Origin of the sequence: Burkholderia lata (genome assembly GCF_000012945.1) — a bacterium.
GTDB classification, from domain to species: domain Bacteria; phylum Pseudomonadota; class Gammaproteobacteria; order Burkholderiales; family Burkholderiaceae; genus Burkholderia; species Burkholderia lata.
Map to the genome: position 1 here is coordinate 2,897,592 of NC_007510.1, position 15,607 is coordinate 2,913,198.

17 protein-coding genes, 1 other RNA gene and 1 riboswitch are annotated in these 15,607 nt (G+C 67.4%); of the genes, 8 read left to right on the forward strand and 10 right to left on the reverse strand.

Annotation, left to right across the window (positions count from 1 at the left end):
• Positions 1–33 precede the first annotated feature (33 nt).
• From cobC to BCEP18194_RS19110, 5 genes are read right to left on the reverse strand one after another with little or no spacing between them, the layout of a single operon-like run.
• Complete coding sequence (gene cobC / locus BCEP18194_RS19090; protein ID WP_011352900.1) at positions 34–618, reverse strand: alpha-ribazole phosphatase; 585 nt, start codon at positions 616–618, stop codon at positions 34–36.
• The gene (locus BCEP18194_RS19095; RefSeq protein ID WP_041492927.1) at positions 603–1,379 is read right to left on the reverse strand and encodes an adenosylcobinamide-GDP ribazoletransferase; all 777 of its coding nucleotides are present in this window, start codon (positions 1,377–1,379) and stop codon (positions 603–605) included. The genes cobC and BCEP18194_RS19095 overlap by 16 nt, the downstream gene beginning before the upstream one ends.
• Positions 1,369–2,424 carry a nicotinate-nucleotide--dimethylbenzimidazole phosphoribosyltransferase gene (cobT, locus tag BCEP18194_RS19100; RefSeq protein WP_011352902.1) on the reverse strand — a complete coding sequence of 352 codons (1,056 nt, stop codon included), beginning with the start codon at positions 2,422–2,424 and terminating at the stop codon, positions 1,369–1,371. Before cobT ends, BCEP18194_RS19095 begins: the two co-directional genes overlap by 11 nt.
• 52 nt (positions 2,425–2,476) lie before the next feature.
• Positions 2,477–3,292, reverse strand: coding sequence for an ABC transporter ATP-binding protein (locus tag BCEP18194_RS19105; protein ID WP_011352903.1), 816 nt, complete (start codon positions 3,290–3,292; stop codon positions 2,477–2,479).
• Complete coding sequence (locus BCEP18194_RS19110; RefSeq protein ID WP_041492928.1) at positions 3,289–4,404, reverse strand: FecCD family ABC transporter permease; 1,116 nt, start codon at positions 4,402–4,404, stop codon at positions 3,289–3,291. The genes BCEP18194_RS19105 and BCEP18194_RS19110 overlap by 4 nt, the downstream gene beginning before the upstream one ends.
• 42 nt (positions 4,405–4,446) lie before the next feature.
• A riboswitch (cobalamin riboswitch) is annotated at positions 4,447–4,697 on the reverse strand.
• 154 nt (positions 4,698–4,851) lie between these two features.
• On the opposite strand from BCEP18194_RS19110, the gene BCEP18194_RS19115 reads away from it, so the two are divergent.
• The 5 genes from BCEP18194_RS19115 (at position 4,852) to BCEP18194_RS19130 (ending at position 7,231) form a co-directional block, all read left to right on the forward strand.
• Positions 4,852–5,202: an ATPase gene (locus BCEP18194_RS19115; protein ID WP_011352905.1), complete on the forward strand. Its 351-nt coding sequence runs from the start codon at positions 4,852–4,854 to the stop codon at positions 5,200–5,202.
• Positions 5,199–5,513: a cell division protein ZapA gene (locus BCEP18194_RS19120; protein WP_011352906.1), complete on the forward strand. Its 315-nt coding sequence runs from the start codon at positions 5,199–5,201 to the stop codon at positions 5,511–5,513. Before BCEP18194_RS19115 ends, BCEP18194_RS19120 begins: the two co-directional genes overlap by 4 nt.
• 81 nt (positions 5,514–5,594) lie before the next feature.
• Positions 5,595–5,776, forward strand: a non-coding RNA gene (gene ssrS, locus BCEP18194_RS38960) — 6S RNA.
• 71 nt (positions 5,777–5,847) lie between these two features.
• The gene (locus BCEP18194_RS19125; RefSeq protein WP_011352907.1) at positions 5,848–6,309 is read left to right on the forward strand and encodes an EVE domain-containing protein; all 462 of its coding nucleotides are present in this window, start codon (positions 5,848–5,850) and stop codon (positions 6,307–6,309) included.
• Positions 6,310–6,490: 181 nt separating this feature from the next.
• Positions 6,491–7,231 (forward strand): SIMPL domain-containing protein, encoded by a 741-nt coding sequence (locus BCEP18194_RS19130; protein ID WP_011352908.1) that lies wholly within the window; start codon positions 6,491–6,493, stop codon positions 7,229–7,231.
• A gap of 111 nt (positions 7,232–7,342) precedes the next feature.
• On the opposite strand, the gene lgt is transcribed toward BCEP18194_RS19130, so the two are convergent.
• Entirely contained in the window at positions 7,343–8,233 is an 891-nt protein-coding gene (lgt, locus tag BCEP18194_RS19135) for a prolipoprotein diacylglyceryl transferase (protein WP_011352909.1), read from the reverse strand.
• 89 nt (positions 8,234–8,322) lie between these two features.
• The gene (locus tag BCEP18194_RS19140) at positions 8,323–9,237 is read right to left on the reverse strand and encodes a LysR substrate-binding domain-containing protein (protein WP_011352910.1); all 915 of its coding nucleotides are present in this window, start codon (positions 9,235–9,237) and stop codon (positions 8,323–8,325) included.
• Between the two features lie 135 nt (positions 9,238–9,372).
• Between BCEP18194_RS19140 and ilvD the strand changes: the two genes are divergently transcribed.
• The gene (gene ilvD / locus BCEP18194_RS19145) at positions 9,373–11,046 is read left to right on the forward strand and encodes a dihydroxy-acid dehydratase (RefSeq protein ID WP_011352911.1); all 1,674 of its coding nucleotides are present in this window, start codon (positions 9,373–9,375) and stop codon (positions 11,044–11,046) included.
• 127 nt (positions 11,047–11,173) lie between these two features.
• The gene (locus BCEP18194_RS19150) at positions 11,174–11,500 is read left to right on the forward strand and encodes a c-type cytochrome (RefSeq protein ID WP_011352912.1); all 327 of its coding nucleotides are present in this window, start codon (positions 11,174–11,176) and stop codon (positions 11,498–11,500) included.
• Between the two features lie 140 nt (positions 11,501–11,640).
• On the opposite strand, the gene BCEP18194_RS19155 is transcribed toward BCEP18194_RS19150, so the two are convergent.
• The 3 genes from BCEP18194_RS19155 to BCEP18194_RS19165 are packed head-to-tail and all read right to left on the reverse strand — an operon-like array spanning position 11,641 to position 14,390.
• Positions 11,641–12,402 (reverse strand): DUF2486 family protein, encoded by a 762-nt coding sequence (locus tag BCEP18194_RS19155; protein ID WP_011352913.1) that lies wholly within the window; start codon positions 12,400–12,402, stop codon positions 11,641–11,643.
• Between the two features lie 25 nt (positions 12,403–12,427).
• Positions 12,428–12,844 (reverse strand): DNA polymerase III subunit chi, encoded by a 417-nt coding sequence (locus BCEP18194_RS19160; protein ID WP_011352914.1) that lies wholly within the window; start codon positions 12,842–12,844, stop codon positions 12,428–12,430.
• A 34-nt stretch (positions 12,845–12,878) separates the two neighbouring features.
• Positions 12,879–14,390: a leucyl aminopeptidase gene (locus BCEP18194_RS19165; RefSeq protein ID WP_011352915.1), complete on the reverse strand. Its 1,512-nt coding sequence runs from the start codon at positions 14,388–14,390 to the stop codon at positions 12,879–12,881.
• A gap of 122 nt (positions 14,391–14,512) precedes the next feature.
• Between BCEP18194_RS19165 and lptF the strand changes: the two genes are divergently transcribed.
• A complete protein-coding gene (gene lptF / locus BCEP18194_RS19170; protein ID WP_011352916.1) occupies positions 14,513–15,604 on the forward strand; it encodes an LPS export ABC transporter permease LptF in 1,092 nt (363 codons plus the stop codon).
• The last annotated feature ends 3 nt before the right edge of the window (positions 15,605–15,607 follow it).

Here is a 15,607-nt window from a genome sequence, read left to right on the forward strand (position 1 = left end):
CGCTGCATTGTTCACACGTCGTGGCCAGCGCGCCTATTCGTCCCAGTGCACCACTTCCCAAGTTTGCGTAGCGGCATCGGCGCGCAGCCAGACGACACCGCCTGTCGGTACGGGTCGAGACAGCACCGTATCGAGCGGCACGCGCAGTACATGCGATGCGAATGCGCGGATCACGCCCGCATGCGTCACCGCCCACTGCGGGCCATCGAACTGCGCTACCGCATCGGCCCGCCGGGCCACGCGCGCAGCAAACCGCGCAACGCTTTCGCCGCCATGCGCACACGCGTGCATCAGATCGGCCGCCCACGCATCGAGCGCCGCGCGATCGATATCGTCCCAGCGCTGCATTTCCCACGCGCCGAAATCCATCTCCTGCCAGTCCGCGTCGCGCCGCAGCGGCACGTCGCATGCGTGTGCGAGCCGTTCGGCAACCGATACGCAGCGCGTCAGCGGGCTCGTCCAGACCTGTTCGGGAAGCGGTGCGCAGAGTGCCGACAGATGCGCGCGCACGGCCTGCGCACCGGTGTCGGCCGATGCAGCGAGCGGCACGTCGCTGCGTCCGTAGCAGATGCCCGGCTCGACGCCGACAGCCGGATGACGGATCAGGACGACGTCCATCCGAGCACCACGAGATAGATCACCAGTTCGCACAGTTGCTGCGTGAAGCCGAGACAGTCGCCCGTATAGCCACCGATCCGCTTCACGAAATAGCGGGCGGCCCACGCGCGCACGAGCACGACCGCAATGCATGTGGCGACGCCCATGCGCCAGTCGGGCCAGAACAGCCAGGGCAATCCGAATAGCGCCGCGACGCACGCCGCGCGTGCGCCCATCCGTTGCGCGACCGGTTTCGCCTTGCCTTCGGGCCGCACGTAGTCGAGCGTCATCAGCAAGCTCACGGCCACCGCGCGGCTCGCCGCGTGCGCGCCGATCATCGTCCACGCGGCACGCAACGGCAGCATGGACGCCAGCGCCTGCCATTTCACGCCGAGCGAGATCACGAGCGCGACCGCGCCGAACGTGCCGATCCGCGAGTCGTGCATGATGCGCAGCACGTCGTCGCGCGTATAGCCGCCGCCGAACGCATCGCAGCTGTCGGCCAGGCCATCCTCGTGAAAGGCGCCCGTTGCGAGCAGCGTCGCGGCCATCGACAACCCGACCGCGATCGACGGCGGCAACACGCGCAGCGCGGCGAGATAGACAAGCGCGCCCCACGCGCCGACACATGCGCCGACGAGCGGGAAATATCGCGCGGCCTGGTCGAGATCGCCGGCTGCGTAGCCGATCGAGCGCGGCACGGGCACGCGTGTGAAATAGCCGAGCGCGACAAAGAAGTAGCGCAGTTCGGCCTGCACGCCGCGCGCGCGATCAGGCGTCACGATTGTCGACGCCGGCGGATTCGAAGCTCGCCATCTCCGTGAGGAACGCAGCCGCCGCACGCACGAGCGGCAGCGCAAGCGCGGCGCCCGTGCCTTCGCCGAGCCGCAGGTCGAGCGCGAGCAGCGTCTTCGCGCCGAAATGCTCGAGCATGCGCCGGTGTCCGGCCTCGTGCGACGTATGTGAGAACACGCAGTAGTCGCGCACGCCGGGCGCGATGCGCTCGGCAACCAGCAGCGCGGCCGTCGCGATGAAGCCGTCGACGAGGATCGTCATCCGCTCGCTCGCGGCCGCGAGATACGCGCCCGTCATCATCGCGATCTCGAAGCCGCCGAACGTCGCGAGCACATCGAGCGGTGCAATGGCGTGCGAGTGCTTGACGAGCGCACGGCCGAGCACCGCACGCTTGTGCGCGAGGCCCTGGTCGTCGAGGCCGGTGCCGCGCCCGACGCACGCGTCGATCGGCACGCTGAGCAGGCGGCTCATCAGGCACGCGGCCGACGACGTGTTCGCGATCCCCATCTCGCCGAAGCCGATCACGTTCGTGCCGAGCGACGCGTGCAGGCGCACGCGCGCCGCGCCGGCCGCGAGTGCCGTCATCGCCTCGTCGCGCGTCATCGCCGGCTCCGCCGCGAAGTTGCGCGTCCCGCGCGCGACCGGCAGCGACACCAGCCGGTCGGACAGCGGCAGCGGCGACGCAACACCCGCATCGACGATCTCGAGCGTGCTCTGCGCGACGCCCGAGAACGCGTTGATTGCCGCTCCGCCGGCGAGGAAGTTCGCGACCATCTGCGCGGTCACCGCTTGCGGATAAGGACTCACGCCCTCGACGGCAATCCCGTGATCACCGGCAAACACGATCATCACCGGACGCTGCACGACCGGCCGCTCGGTGTGCTGGATCAGGCCGATCTGCAGCGCGATCGCCTCGAGCTGGCCAAGGCTGCCGGGCGGCTTGGTCTTGTGGTCGATCACGTGCTGCAGGCGCTTGCGCAGCACATCGTCGAGCGGCGCGATCGCGGGCGGGAAGTGGGTCGAGGTCGTCATCGAAAAGCCGTGTCGTTGGCGCGGTGTGCGCCGCGCATCGGAAAAGAAAGGGTCATTGTCGCTCGGGCCACGCCGGCAGCAGCGCATCGCGGCCATTCTCGCGGATCAGCACGAGCGGATAACCGAACGCATCGCTCGCGCGCTCGGGCGTCAGCACGTCGTGCACGGGGCCGGCCCACGCGTGGCCGCGGCCGTCGAGCAACAGCGCATGCGTCGCGAAACGCCGCGCGAGATTCAGATCATGGCACGAGAACAGCACCGTGCGCGGGCCCGCGTCGAGCCATGCGGCCAGCGCGGTCAGGCAATCGATCTGGTGATGCAGGTCGAGATGCGCGAGCGGCTCGTCGAGCAGCATCAGCGGCGCATCCTGACACAGCGTCGCGGCCAGCGCGACGCGCTGGCGCTCGCCGCCCGACAGCGACAGCACGTCGCGCGACGCCAGAGCCGTGAGATCGAACGTCGCCAGCGCGTCGCGCGCGGCCGCGCGATCGCCGTCACGCTCCCAGCCCCAACCCCCGAGATACGGAAAGCGGTTGAGCAACACCGTGTCGAATACGGTCGCGCTGAATGCGTCGTGCAGTTGCTGCGGCATCAGCGCACGGCGCTGCGCGAGTTGCTCGGGCGGCCATGCGGCAAGCGGCCGGCCGTCGATCTCGACGTGTCCGCCGGCCGGCGGCTGCAGCCCCGCGAGTGTCGCGAGCAGCGTCGTCTTGCCCGCGCCGTTCGGCCCGGCGACGCACCAGATTTCGCCGGGACGAAACACCTGGGTGAAGCCGTCGAGCAGCGTGCGCGCGCCGGCCTTCAGCGTCAGGCCGACGGCCGCGTAGTTCATGTCACCGGCCGTGGCGTGCAGTGCGGCCCCCGTCATCGCATCGGCCTCCTCAACAACATCCACAGGAACACCGGCACGCCGATCAATGCGGTCATCACGCCGACCGGCAGTTGCGCGGGCGCGATCGCAGTGCGTGCGAGCAGGTCGGCCGCCATCACGCCGCCGCCGCCCGCGAGCATCGCGGCCGGCAGCAGCATCCGCTGGTCGTTGCCGAAAGCGAGCCGCAGCGCATGCGGCACGACGAGGCCGACGAAACCGATCGTGCCGGCCGTCGTCACCGCGGCCGCGGCGGCCAGCGATGCGACGAGATAGATCCGCACGCGCAGGCGCGCAACGGGCACGCCGAGCGCGAGCGCGGTCGCATCGCCGCGCAGCAGCACGTTCAGTTGCGGCGCGGCCGGCAACGCGACGCATGCGGCCAGCAACAGCGCACCGCACGCGAACCACGGCGTGGTCACGCCGTTCAGGTCGCCGGTCAGCCAGAAGATGATCCCGCGCAATCGTGCATCGGGCGCGAGCGACAGCAGCAGCGTGACGAGCGCGCCCCACCCCGCCGCGATCACGACGCCCGTGAGCAGCAGCCGCGGCGAAGCATCGCGCGATTCGCCGCGCCACAGCTCGCGGCGCGCAAGACCGAGCACGAGCGCGACCGACACGAGCGAGCCGGCAAACGCCGACGCATCGACGAGCCACCACGCGCCGCCCGCGATCATCGCGACGAGCGCAAAGCCGGCTGCGCCACCCGACACGCCGAGCACGTACGGCTCCGCGAGCGGATTGCGCAGCAGCACCTGCAGCAGTGCACCGGCCAGCGCGAGCAGCGCGCCGCATGCGAAGCCCGCGAGCGCGCGCGGCAGGCGCAGCGTGCGGACGATATCGGCGAACAGCGCGTCGCCGCCATGCGGCACGAGCGACGCGAGCGCCTGCCATGGCGACATCGGCACGCTGCCGATCGACAGTGACGCGACGAACAGCAACGCGACCGCTGCAGCCAGCAGGGCCCAGATCGCGGTGGCGCGCGCGGCGCTCATGCCGCGTACGGCGCCGCACACGACGTGCGGCGCACCCGCTTGCGGGTGCCGGCCGGTCGTGACTTGAGCGCCGCGCGGACGATTGGGGTCAGCATCGAAGAAGATTCCGTGAAGCATTGCGCGCCCCGCCTCCCCGCAGGCCGCGCGTCACGAAGCCCGTGCGGGCTCCCCGTCTCGGCCGGTATCCGGGCTGGCGGCGGTCCGGCTCGCCTTCCCGCGCGATGACGCGCAGTGGCCCGCGTCCGCATGCAGAACCTGCACGTGAAACGCGCCCGAGCCGGCCTGCGTCATCGGACGCGGCCGCTTACCGTTGCGGGGGCAGCGCAGGTTGGCGGGCTTCCGGCGCCCGCGCCCTGCTTCCCGTTTAACCGCGCGTTCCACGCGCGAGCACCGAGGCGGCGCCAGTTTAGGAGCGGGTCGCGCGAGCGTCAAGGAAGCGTCCGGACACGCACAGGAAGCGCTGATTCGCCGCAAGAAGCAGGGGTGTTACGACTGGAAACGTTACAGATGTCGGATTGCGCGTTATTCCGCGCTAAAATGCTGGGTCTTTAGAGGACGCAGCAAATGCTCAACGAACTCGAAACCCTATCTCAAAATATTGGCCGTCTGATTTCGCTGAACAAGCGCTATCACTCGGAACGGCTCGCGCTCGAGGAGCAGGTCGCGCAATTGCGCGCGGATGCGGACGCTGTCCGCGCGGAACTCGCGCAACTGCGCGACGAACGCAATGCACTTGCGGCCGAGCGTGACACGCTGTCGGCAAAGATCGACGACGCCCAGGTGAAACTGAACGCGATTCTCGAAAAGCTGCCGCGCTCGAAAAGTGCGGAGCAAGCCGACAACCAGCTCGACCTGCTGGATGGGCAGGCGCGTGCGGATGGCGATGACGCGGCCAGCCACGGAGAACATGCATGAGCACCAAGCAGATCGAAGTCTCGATTCTCGGTCAGGCCTATCGGCTCGCCTGCTCGGCCGAGACCGAAGCGGCACTGCTCGAAGCGGTCGCGCGTGTCGACGCCGAAATGTCGAAAATCCGCTCGAACAGCTCGGTACGCGGCACCGATCGCATCGCCGTGATGGCGGCGCTGTCGCTCGCGTCCGAATTGCTGCGGCTGCAAACGAGCGTGCGGCACGGTGAAGCATTTCCCGCGGAGGAAATCCGTCGTACAATGCACCAGATGAACGAACAGCTCGGCGCGGTGCTCGCACAGCACGAGACGCAGTAACGTTTTAATCGATGCGTCGATTCCGCTTGATCTCGGCGATCAACGGTGGTCAAATTGGCGCATCGAATCACAGTTCAGTCAGCTTCCCTGCCTGGTTCGCCAAGGTCATATATTCCTTGAACCAATGCCATGTGCACGGTTGCGGAAATTTGTAGCACGGGCGCGCGCGTCACTCTGTCTGATGTACCCGAAGTGCTGCTAACTGCGACCAATTCTGAACCTCAGGTTCAGGATGCCGGCCTAGCGGCCAAGGCGGGGGCCTATCCAACGGCATCGGGCGAAGCCCGGTGCCGTTTTCTTTTGTAGCAGCCTCTTTCTGCGTCGATCACGATCCATGCAATACTGGCTGATGAAGTCCGAACCGGACGAAGCAAGCATCGACGATCTCGCCAACGCACCGCAGCGCTCGCTGCCGTGGACCGGCGTGCGCAACTATCAGGCGCGCAATTTCATGCGCGACACGATGAAGATCGGCGACGGCGTGCTGTTCTATCACTCGAGCTGCCCCGAGCCGGGCATCGCGGGCCTCGCCGAAGTGTCGTCGACGCCCTACCCCGACCCCACGCAGTTCGATCCGAAAAGCCCCTATTACGACCCGAAGTCGACTCAGGAAGCACCGCGCTGGCTGCTCGTCGACGTGTGCTACGTGAAAAAATCGCCACTCGTGCCGCTTGCGGCGCTGCGCGAACACGACGAACTCGCCGACATGCGCGTGCTCGCACGCGGCAACCGGCTGTCGATCACGCCGGTCACGCGCGCCGAATGGCGCTTCATCACCGAAAAGCTGATGAAGTAGGCGCACGCCAAAGGTCAAATCTGGTCAGTACGCACCGCCGCCACGGAACTCGCGGCACTTTCGCGCGGCCTAAGCAACCGCTGTCGGCCGATCAGGCCGGCTGTCGTTTTTTTCGTCGCGCGGTACGCCCGCGTCGTGCACGCGCGATCCGCGTGTACGCCCTCGCACAAGGAGTCCAACAATGACCAAGAAATCCGCACTCGCGCTGTCGCTCGCCCTTGCCGCCGCCGTTCCCGTCGCGCTGACGCTCGCGTCGACCACCGCGCACGCGCAAACCGCGAACCCGCACTTTCCGGAGCCGGCAGGCGTGCTGTCGCTGTCGTCGCAGGCCAGCGCCGACGTGCCGCAGGACATCATCCACATCACGCTGTTCTACGAGCAGCAAGCCAAGGATCCGGGCAGCCTCACCGCTCAGTTGAACCAGCGCGCCGACGCAGCGCTGTCGCAGGCGAAGGGTGTATCGGGCGTCACCGCACACACGGGCGCATTCTCCGTGTACCCGAGCACCGATCGCGACGGCAAGATCTCCGCATGGCGCGGCCGCACCGAGGTCGCGCTCGAATCGCGCGATTTCGCGGCGGCGTCGAAGCTTGCCGGCCAGTTGTCGAACCTGATGCAGGTCGCGAACGTCGAGTTCTCGCTGTCGCCCGAAGCACAGCGTGCCGCCGAGCAGAAGCTCACGACCGAAGCGATCAAGTCGTTCCGCGCCCGCGCGGACGAAGCCGCGAAGGCATTCGGCTACGGCAGCTACACGATCCGCGACGTGAACGTCGGCGGCGGCCGCAACGTGCAGCCGTACCCGCGCATGATGGCGATGGCCGCGGCGCCGATGGACAGCGCGAAGATGAGCGCACCGATCGCAGTCGAAGGCGGCAAGGCCACCGTGTCGGTCACCGTCAACGGCTCCGTGCAGATGAAGTAACGCACAGCGCACGGCAGTCCGAAATGAAAAACGCCGGCCCTCGGGCCGGCGTTTTTCATTGACCTGCATGTTGCCGATGCACACGCCGATCGCGCGTGCATCGGCGCCGCATCACGCAGCGGCATTCGCCGCGCGGCGGCGATACGCCCAGACCATCAGCGCGACGCCCGCGAGGATCATCGGCAGCGACAGCCACTGCCCCATCGACAGGCCGAGCGCGAGCAGGCCGAGGAAGTCGTCGGGCTCGCGCGCGAACTCGACCGTGAAGCGTGCGAGACCATAGCCGATCAGGAACAGCGCGGACACGGCGCCCATCGGCCGCGACTTGCGCGCGAAGAGGAACAGCGCGAAGAACAGCACGATGCCTTCGAGCGCGATTTCATAGAGCTGTGACGGATGGCGCGGCAGCATCTGGTATTGCATGAACACGTCGGCGAGATGCCACTTCTCGACGAGTTCCGGATGCTTCGGCAACCATGCCGCATCGTCGCGCATCGCGCCCGGGAACAGCATCGCCCACGGTGCGGACGGGTCGGTCACGCGGCCCCACAGTTCACCGTTGATGAAGTTGCCGAGCCGCCCGGCCGCGAGCCCCGTCGGCACCATCGGCGCGACGAAATCGGTGACCTGCAGCCAGTGGCGCTTGCGCTGCCACGCGAACAGCATCATCGCGAGCGTCACGCCGAGGAAGCCGCCATGAAACGACATGCCGCCTTCCCACACCTTGAACACGTCGAGCGGATGCGAGAAATAGAAGTCGGCCTTGTAGAACAGCACATAGCCGAGCCGGCCGCCGAGCACGGTGCCGAGCACGCCGTAGAACATCATGTCGTCGATGTCCTTCGCGGTCCAGCCCTGCGCCGCGACGTGCGGCAACTTCAGGCGGATCCGGCCGACGACGATCGCCGCGATGAAGCCGACGAGATACATGAGCCCGTACCAGCGCACGGCCAGCGGCCCGAGATGGATCGCAACGGGGTCGAAATTCGGGTGAATGATCATGGGTTAGCGAAGAAGTTTTCGAATGCGGTACGGCCGTCGCAAACGCGCAGCACCGCGCGTTGGACGGCACCGGTGCGTCATCGTTCACGTCACGTGGCGAGGCCCTGCGCGCGCACGACGTCGATGAAGCCGGCCAGCACGGGGCTCACGTCGCCGGTGCGCCACACGAGGCCTGTCTCGACGACCGGCGCGTGATCGGCAAGCGGCCGGTAGACCACGCCGGTGCGCCGCAGGTTACGCAGCGATTGCGGCACCAGTGCGACGCCCATGCCGGCCGACACGAGGCTGACGATCGTCTGCATCTGGATCGCCTCCTGGCCGATGTGCGGAGTTTCCCCCGCCGCGCCGTAGCAGCCCGTAATGATGTCATAAAAGCCGGGCGCCAAACGACGCGGAAAGATCACGAGCGGTAACGCGGCAACCTCGGCGAGATGCACGGGCTCGTCTTCAGGCGCGTCGCTCGCCGCCGCCGGCATCGCGACCACCAGCGGCTCGCGCACGACGGGCAGGTACGACAGCCCGGCCGCGTGGCGCGGCGGCACGGGCGGAATGACGAGCCCCGCGTCGATGCGGCCCGCGACGAGTTCGTCGATCTGCACGTCGCTCGTCGCCTCCGCGAGTTGCAGCCGCACCTGCGGATAGCGCGTGCCGAACGCACGCAGCAGCGCAGGCAGCAGCCCGTAATCGGCGGTCGACACGAACGCGAGCGACAGCGAGCCGGCCTCGCCGCGCGCAAGCCGTCGCGCGAGCGGCGGCAGCGCATCGGCCGATGCAAGCAGCCGGCGCACGTCGGGCAGCAGCGCCGCGCCGACCGCAGTCAGCGCGACCGAGCGCTTGGTGCGCGCGAACAGCGCGACGCCAAGCGCATCCTCCAGCGCACGGATCGCCTGTGACAGCGGCGGCTGTGTCATCGACAGGCGTTCGGCCGCGCGGCCGAAATGTCGCTCGTCGGCGACGGTCACGAAATAGCGCCACTGGCGCAGGTCGGGAGTCGGATCGGCCATGCCTTTTTCATTCAGTAAACGACTTAATACGCGACAAATAATATATTGGACATCCCAATCCGGAAACTCCATTCTTGATTGATCCGAACCTGCACGCCGTTCACCGGCGTTGCCCAGACAACGATGGAGTCCCCCATGGCTTACAACCGTCGCTCGAAGCACATCACGCAAGGTGTGGCCCGCTCGCCGAACCGCTCGATGTATTACGCACTCGGCTACCAGAAGGACGATTTCGACAAGCCGATGGTCGGCATCGCGAACGGCCATTCGACGATCACGCCGTGCAATTCCGGCCTGCAGCGCCTGTCGGACGCGGCCGTCGCGGCCGTGAAGGCGGCCGATGCGAACCCGCAGATCTTCGGCACGCCGACGATTTCGGACGGCATGTCGATGGGCACCGAAGGCATGAAGTACTCGCTCGTGTCGCGCGAGGTGATCGCCGACTGCATCGAAACCTGCGTGCAGGGGCAATGGATGGACGGCGTGGTCGTCGTTGGCGGCTGCGACAAGAACATGCCGGGCGGGATGATCGCGCTCGCACGCCTGAACGTGCCGGGCATCTACGTGTACGGCGGCACGATCCGCCCCGGCAACTGGAAAGGCCGGGACCTGACGATCGTGTCGTCGTTCGAGGCCGTCGGCGAATTCACGGCGGGCCGGATGTCGCAGGAGGATTTCGAAGGCGTCGAGCGGAACGCATGCCCGACGTCGGGCTCCTGCGGCGGGATGTACACCGCGAACACGATGAGCTCGTCGTTCGAGGCGCTCGGGATGTCGCTGCTGTACTCGTCGACGATGGCGAACCCCGACCAGGAGAAGGTCGATTCGGCCGCCGAATCGGCACGCGTGCTCGTCGAGGCCGTGAAGCGCGACCTGAAGCCGCGCGACATCATCACGAAGGAGTCGATCGAGAACGCGGTGTCGGTGATCATGGCGACGGGCGGCTCGACCAATGCGGTGCTGCACTACCTCGCGATCGCGCACGCGGCCGAGGTCGACTGGACGATCGAGGACTTCGAGCGCATCCGCAAGCGCGTGCCCGTGATCTGCGACCTGAAGCCGTCGGGGAAGTACGTCGCCACCGACCTGCACCGGGCCGGCGGGATCCCGCAGGTGTTGAAGATCCTGCTCGACGCGGGGCTGCTGCACGGCGACTGCATGACGATCACCGGCCGCACGATTGCCGACGAACTGAAGGACGTGCCGAGCGTGCCGCGCGCCGACCAGGACGTGATCTTCCCGATCGACCGCGCGCTGTACAAGGAAGGCCACCTTGCCATCCTGAAAGGCAATCTCGCGGAAGACGGCGCGGTCGCGAAGATCACCGGCCTGAAGAACCCGGTGATCACGGGCCCGGCACGCGTGTTCGACGACGAGCAGAGTGCGATGGATGCGATTCTCGGCGACCGGATCCGCGCAGGCGACATCCTCGTGCTGCGCTACCTCGGCCCGAAGGGCGGCCCCGGCATGCCGGAAATGCTCGCGCCGACGTCCGCGATCATCGGCAAGGGGCTCGGCGAATCGGTCGGCTTCATCACCGACGGCCGCTTCTCGGGCGGGACCTGGGGGATGGTGGTCGGCCACGTCGCGCCCGAGGCGTTCGTCGGCGGCACGATCGCGCTCGTGCAGGAAGGCGACTCGATCACGATCGACGCGCACCGGCTGCTGCTGCAGCTGAACGTCGACGATGCGGAACTCGCGCGCCGCCGCGCCGCATGGCAACAGCCGGCGCCACGCTACACCCGCGGCGTGCTCGCGAAATTCGCCGCGCTCGCCCGCCCGGCGAACCAGGGCGCCGTCACGGGTTGATACGCGCCCGTCAAAAAATGCGACCCCAATAAACATGGCCGCCGGGGGAACGCGCAAAACGCGCTTTCCCTTTGCTTTTATAATGCGCGGACCATGTAGCCGGCCGTCCCCGCCGGCGGAGAACCGCATGAAACACTCGATATTGCGCGTCCTGCTCGCCACGCTGCTGATCGGCAGTGCGGCGGCGGCGCGCGCCGACCAGGCCGACGGGCTCGCGCTTGCCCAGCGCAAGAACTGCATGGCCTGCCACGCGATCAGCAAGCCGCTGATGGGCCCGTCGTTTCGCGACATCGCCGGCAAGTATGCGGCGCGCAGCGACGCCGTCGATTACCTCGCTCAGTCGATCGTGAAAGGCAGCGTCGGCGTATGGGGCAGCGTGCCGATGCCCGCCAATACGCAACTGACGAGCAGCGAAGCCCATACGCTCGCGCAATGGGTGCTGTCGGTGCGCTGAACCGGACCGGAGGAATAGCCACCCTGCCGGATTCCGCCGACTGGCAGACATGCCCCGGCTGACCCGTGCCGTGCCTCGCCGGCAGCTTCGCCGGCTTCTACTCGAATCGCACCCCGTTTTTCACCGGGACGTCCGCGCGCTTAGCCGGAATGACCGGCGCGGCGGCGTGCGATCTCTTCGTCGACCGCGTCGCGGACCCAGCCCATCACCTCGGTTTCCAGCGCGAGGGCCACTTCACGCGTGATCTGGCCGACCAGCCAGGCCGAATGCTCATGCAGCGCGTCGCGACAGCGGGCTTCGATCGCGTCGCGCCCTTCCCCCGTCAGATAGTTCGTCAGGCGATTGCGCAGGCGCTCGGCGATGTGCTGGGCATCTTCCGGCGTCAGTCCGGCTGCAGCCTGCGCATCCGGCTGCGGCGCGGCGGCCGGCACGACGGCTTCCGGCAGGTGCGCTTCATGCACGTGCCCCACCGCCTCGTGTGCCACCGCGGCGAACGCGGGTTGCGGCACGTCGTCGTCGGTCAGCGACGACGGCAGCGGCGCACTCATTGCCGCCGAATCTTCGGCGACCACATGCTCCGTGGCGCCGGGTTCGGCCGGCGCGTCGGTCTCGCCCATCGCCGCCGCAGCGGCCGTCGCCACGTCGCCCGGCAGTTCGACCGCCGGCACGTGCGGCGTCGGCACGGGTTCGACCACGACGGAATCGGGGTCAAGTGCACTTTGTGCGGAATCGACCGGTGCCGCACCTGCGGCGTGCGGCGCGACCACGTCGGTGAGCACCGGAATCGCCGCGCTGACAGGCGGCTGCGGTGCATCGGGCGCGGGCGTGCGCGCCGGCACCGGCTTGCCCGGCACCAGCACGTCGGTCAGTGTCGGGATCGAGGATGAATCGGCTTCTGTCACGGGAACACTCCGTTGACGGTTGCGGCTAGCTGCCCTGCTTGTAGTTGTTCAGCGCGTAGCCGCGGTCGCGGTAGAACCGGTAGCGGTCGCGGCCCGCGGCCAGCTCGTCCGGCGCGTTTCCGACCACTTCGAGCAGGCGCTCGAAGCGGGCGAACTGCGCGGGTACGGCTGCGCCGAGGTTCAGCAGCACGTGATGATGCGGTGTGCGGTCGAGATCCGCGGCCAGCACGATCGGCGTGCCGGCTGCGTGCTCGCTGTCGACACCGCAATGCGGGATGAAATCGAGCGGCGAGAACGTCCAGAGCCGCTCGTCGAGCGCGCGCAGTCGCGCGGGCTCGGCGAGCACGACGACCGGCTGCCCGGCCAGGTAGGCCTTGCGCAGCAGCCGGCACGCGTACGCGAGCGAATCGCCGACGTTCGAGTGGAAATCGATTCGCGTCATTGCCCGCGTACCCGCAGCGTCGTCAACACCGCCATCACTGGCCGGCGCGGTCGATCAGGAACTGCGCGAGCAGCGGCACCGGACGGCCCGTCGCACCCTTCGCCGCCCCACCCTTCCAGGCGGTGCCCGCGATGTCGAGGTGGGCCCACGGATAGCTCTCGGTGAAGCGCGACAGGAAGCACGCGGCCGTCACGGCGCCGGCCGGGCGCCCGCCGATGTTCGCGAGATCCGCGAAATTCGACTTCAGCTGATCCTGGTACTCGTCGTCGAGCGGCATGCGCCATGCCGGGTCGTTCGCTTCGCGCGACGCGTCGAGCAGTTCGCCCGCGAGCGCGTCGTCCGTCGAGAACAGGCCGCTGTTGTGGCCGCCCAGCGCGATCACGCACGCGCCCGTCAGCGTGGCCACGTCGATCACGGCGGCCGGCTTGAAGCGTTCGGCATACGTGAGCGCGTCGCACAGGATCAGACGGCCTTCGGCGTCGGTGTTCAGCACCTCGATCGTCAGGCCCTTCATGCTGGTGACGATGTCGCCCGGCTTCGTCGCGTTGCCGCCCGGCATGTTCTCGCAGGTCGGCACGATCGCGACGACGTTGATCTTCAGGCCCATCTCGGCGACCGCACGCATCGTGCCGAGCACGGAACCCGCGCCGCACATGTCGTACTTCATCTCGTCCATGCCCTCGCCCGGCTTCAGCGAGATGCCGCCCGTGTCGAACGTGATGCCCTTGCCGACCAGCACGACCGGCGCGGCCTTCGCGGCGGCGCCCTGGTAGTGCAGCACGATGAACTGCGGCGGCTCGACCGACGCGCGCGCGACCGACAGGAACGAGCCCATCTTCAGCGCCTGGATCTGCTTGAGGCCGAGCACTTCCGCCTTCAGGCCCCAATCCTTCGCGATCTTCTTCGCGGTGTTGCCGAGGTAGGTCGGCGTGCAGACGTTGCCCGGCAGGTTGCCGAGGTCGCGGGTGAGATCCATCCCGTTCGCGAGCGCGACGGCCTGCTTGACCGCGACCTTCGCGGCCTTTTCGTCGGACGGATCGACGCTGAACACGACGCGCTTGAGCGTGTGCGACGCCGGTTCCGGCTTGCTCTTCATCTGCGTGAAGCGGTACGTCTCGTTGCGCAGCGCGAGAATCGCGGCGCGCACGCCCCAGTCGGAGCTGCGCTCGTCGACCGGCAGTTGCGCGAGCGTGAACGTGACCTGGACGACCTTGGTCGCCAGCAGCGCGCGCCATGCGGCCGTCACGGCATCGTTATAGGCTTTCTGATTGAAAGCATCCTGCTTGCCGAGGCCGACGAGCAGCACGCGCGACGCGCCGATGCCCGACACTTCGTGCAGGAACAGCGTCTTGCCGCGCTTGCCGTCCATGTCGCCGGCCTTGATCACGCGCGAAATCAGCCCCTTGGTGGCCGTGTCGATGTCGAGCGCCGCGCCCGACAGGGTCTGCGCCTCGAAGATGCCGAGCACGATGCAGTCGGACTTCCCGGTCAGGAACCCCTTCGCCTCGCCTTTGCTCCAATCACAGCCTTTTATGCTAAAGTCCATCGCGCTTGTCCTCGGATAAAATCTGGGCTAAGGATGAAAGCCGCAATTATCCGCTATTTTTCCCGTGGCGGCGCGAGCGCTCCACCACGCGTGCGCAGCCTCCCGCCCTCTTCTCATCAAGAATGATCTTCGAACGCTCCCTCCAGCGCGAGCTTGCGTATACGGCTGGCGCCGTGTTCATGGTGCTGCTCACGATCATGCTCACGACGATGATGATCCGCATCGTCGGCTACGCCGCGTCCGGTGAAATCGATCCGCGGGACGTCCTCGTGCTGATCGGCCTCACCGTGATCGGCTACCTCGCCGTGATGCTCGTCGTCACGCTGTTCGTGTCGATCCTGTTCGTGCTGACCCGGTGGTACCGGGACTCCGAAATGGTCGTGTGGCTCGCGTCGGGCGTGAGCCTCACGCGCCTCATCAAGCCGATCGGCGTGTTTGCCACGCCGATCATCCTGCTGATCGCCTTCTTCGCATTCGTCGGCTGGCCGTGGTCGAACCAGCAAAGCAAGATGATCAAGGCACGCTTCCAGCAGCGCGACGAGATCTCGCTGCTCGCGCCGGGCCAGTTCCGCGAGTCGGCCACGAACCACCGCGTGTTCTTCATCGAGAAGATGACGCCCGACCAGAGCAAGGTGCAGAACGTGTTCGTGACCTCGACCGAGAACGGCAAGGTCAACGTGGTCGTGTCGCAGACAGGCCATACGGAAACGCGCGACGGCAGCCGCTTCGTCGTCCTGGAGGACGGCCGCCGCTACGACGGCACGCCCGGCCAGCCGAACTTCAAGATCATGGAGTTCGAGCGCTACGGCGTGAAGATCACGAGCACCCCGGTCACCAACGTGCCGACCACCAACAGCACGCCGACGCCGGACCTGCTGCGCAACCCGACGAACGACAACCTCGCGGAATTCGCGTGGCGCGCGGGACTGCCGCTGATCGCGATCAACCTGATGGTGCTCGGCATTCCGCTGTCGTACCAGAACCCGCGCCGCAGCCGCACGATCAACCTCGTGATGGCCGTGCTGATCTACCTCACGTACTCGAACCTGCTGAACGTGGTGCAGTCGCAGATCGAACAGGGCAAGATGTCGTTCGGTGTCGGGCTCGTTGGCCTGCATCTGGTCGTCGCGGTGATCGTCGCGTTCATCTTCTGGTTGCGCGTGCGCAATCGTCCGCTGTTTACACGCGCGCTGTTCGGCCGCTCGGGAGCATGATCG

Bases quoted from the DNA above. Each gene is read 5' to 3' on its own strand.
- cobC (WP_011352900.1), bottom strand. From the start codon at position 618: ATGGACGTCGTCCTGATCCGTCATCCGGCTGTCGGCGTCGAGCCGGGC.
- cobT (WP_011352902.1), bottom strand. From the start codon at position 2,424: ATGACGACCTCGACCCACTTCCCGCCCGCGATCGCGCCGCTCGACGAT.
- BCEP18194_RS19105 (WP_011352903.1), bottom strand. From the start codon at position 3,292: ATGACGGGGGCCGCACTGCACGCCACGGCCGGTGACATGAACTACGCG.
- BCEP18194_RS19110 (WP_041492928.1), bottom strand. From the start codon at position 4,404: ATGCTTCACGGAATCTTCTTCGATGCTGACCCCAATCGTCCGCGCGGC.
- BCEP18194_RS19115 (WP_011352905.1), top strand. From the start codon at position 4,852: ATGCTCAACGAACTCGAAACCCTATCTCAAAATATTGGCCGTCTGATT.
- BCEP18194_RS19120 (WP_011352906.1), top strand. From the start codon at position 5,199: ATGAGCACCAAGCAGATCGAAGTCTCGATTCTCGGTCAGGCCTATCGG.
- BCEP18194_RS19125 (WP_011352907.1), top strand. From the start codon at position 5,848: ATGCAATACTGGCTGATGAAGTCCGAACCGGACGAAGCAAGCATCGAC.
- BCEP18194_RS19130 (WP_011352908.1), top strand. From the start codon at position 6,491: ATGACCAAGAAATCCGCACTCGCGCTGTCGCTCGCCCTTGCCGCCGCC.
- lgt (WP_011352909.1), bottom strand. From the start codon at position 8,233: ATGATCATTCACCCGAATTTCGACCCCGTTGCGATCCATCTCGGGCCG.
- BCEP18194_RS19140 (WP_011352910.1), bottom strand. From the start codon at position 9,237: ATGGCCGATCCGACTCCCGACCTGCGCCAGTGGCGCTATTTCGTGACC.
- ilvD (WP_011352911.1), top strand. From the start codon at position 9,373: ATGGCTTACAACCGTCGCTCGAAGCACATCACGCAAGGTGTGGCCCGC.
- BCEP18194_RS19150 (WP_011352912.1), top strand. From the start codon at position 11,174: ATGAAACACTCGATATTGCGCGTCCTGCTCGCCACGCTGCTGATCGGC.
- BCEP18194_RS19160 (WP_011352914.1), bottom strand. From the start codon at position 12,844: ATGACGCGAATCGATTTCCACTCGAACGTCGGCGATTCGCTCGCGTAC.
- BCEP18194_RS19165 (WP_011352915.1), bottom strand. From the start codon at position 14,390: ATGGACTTTAGCATAAAAGGCTGTGATTGGAGCAAAGGCGAGGCGAAG.
- lptF (WP_011352916.1), top strand. From the start codon at position 14,513: ATGATCTTCGAACGCTCCCTCCAGCGCGAGCTTGCGTATACGGCTGGC.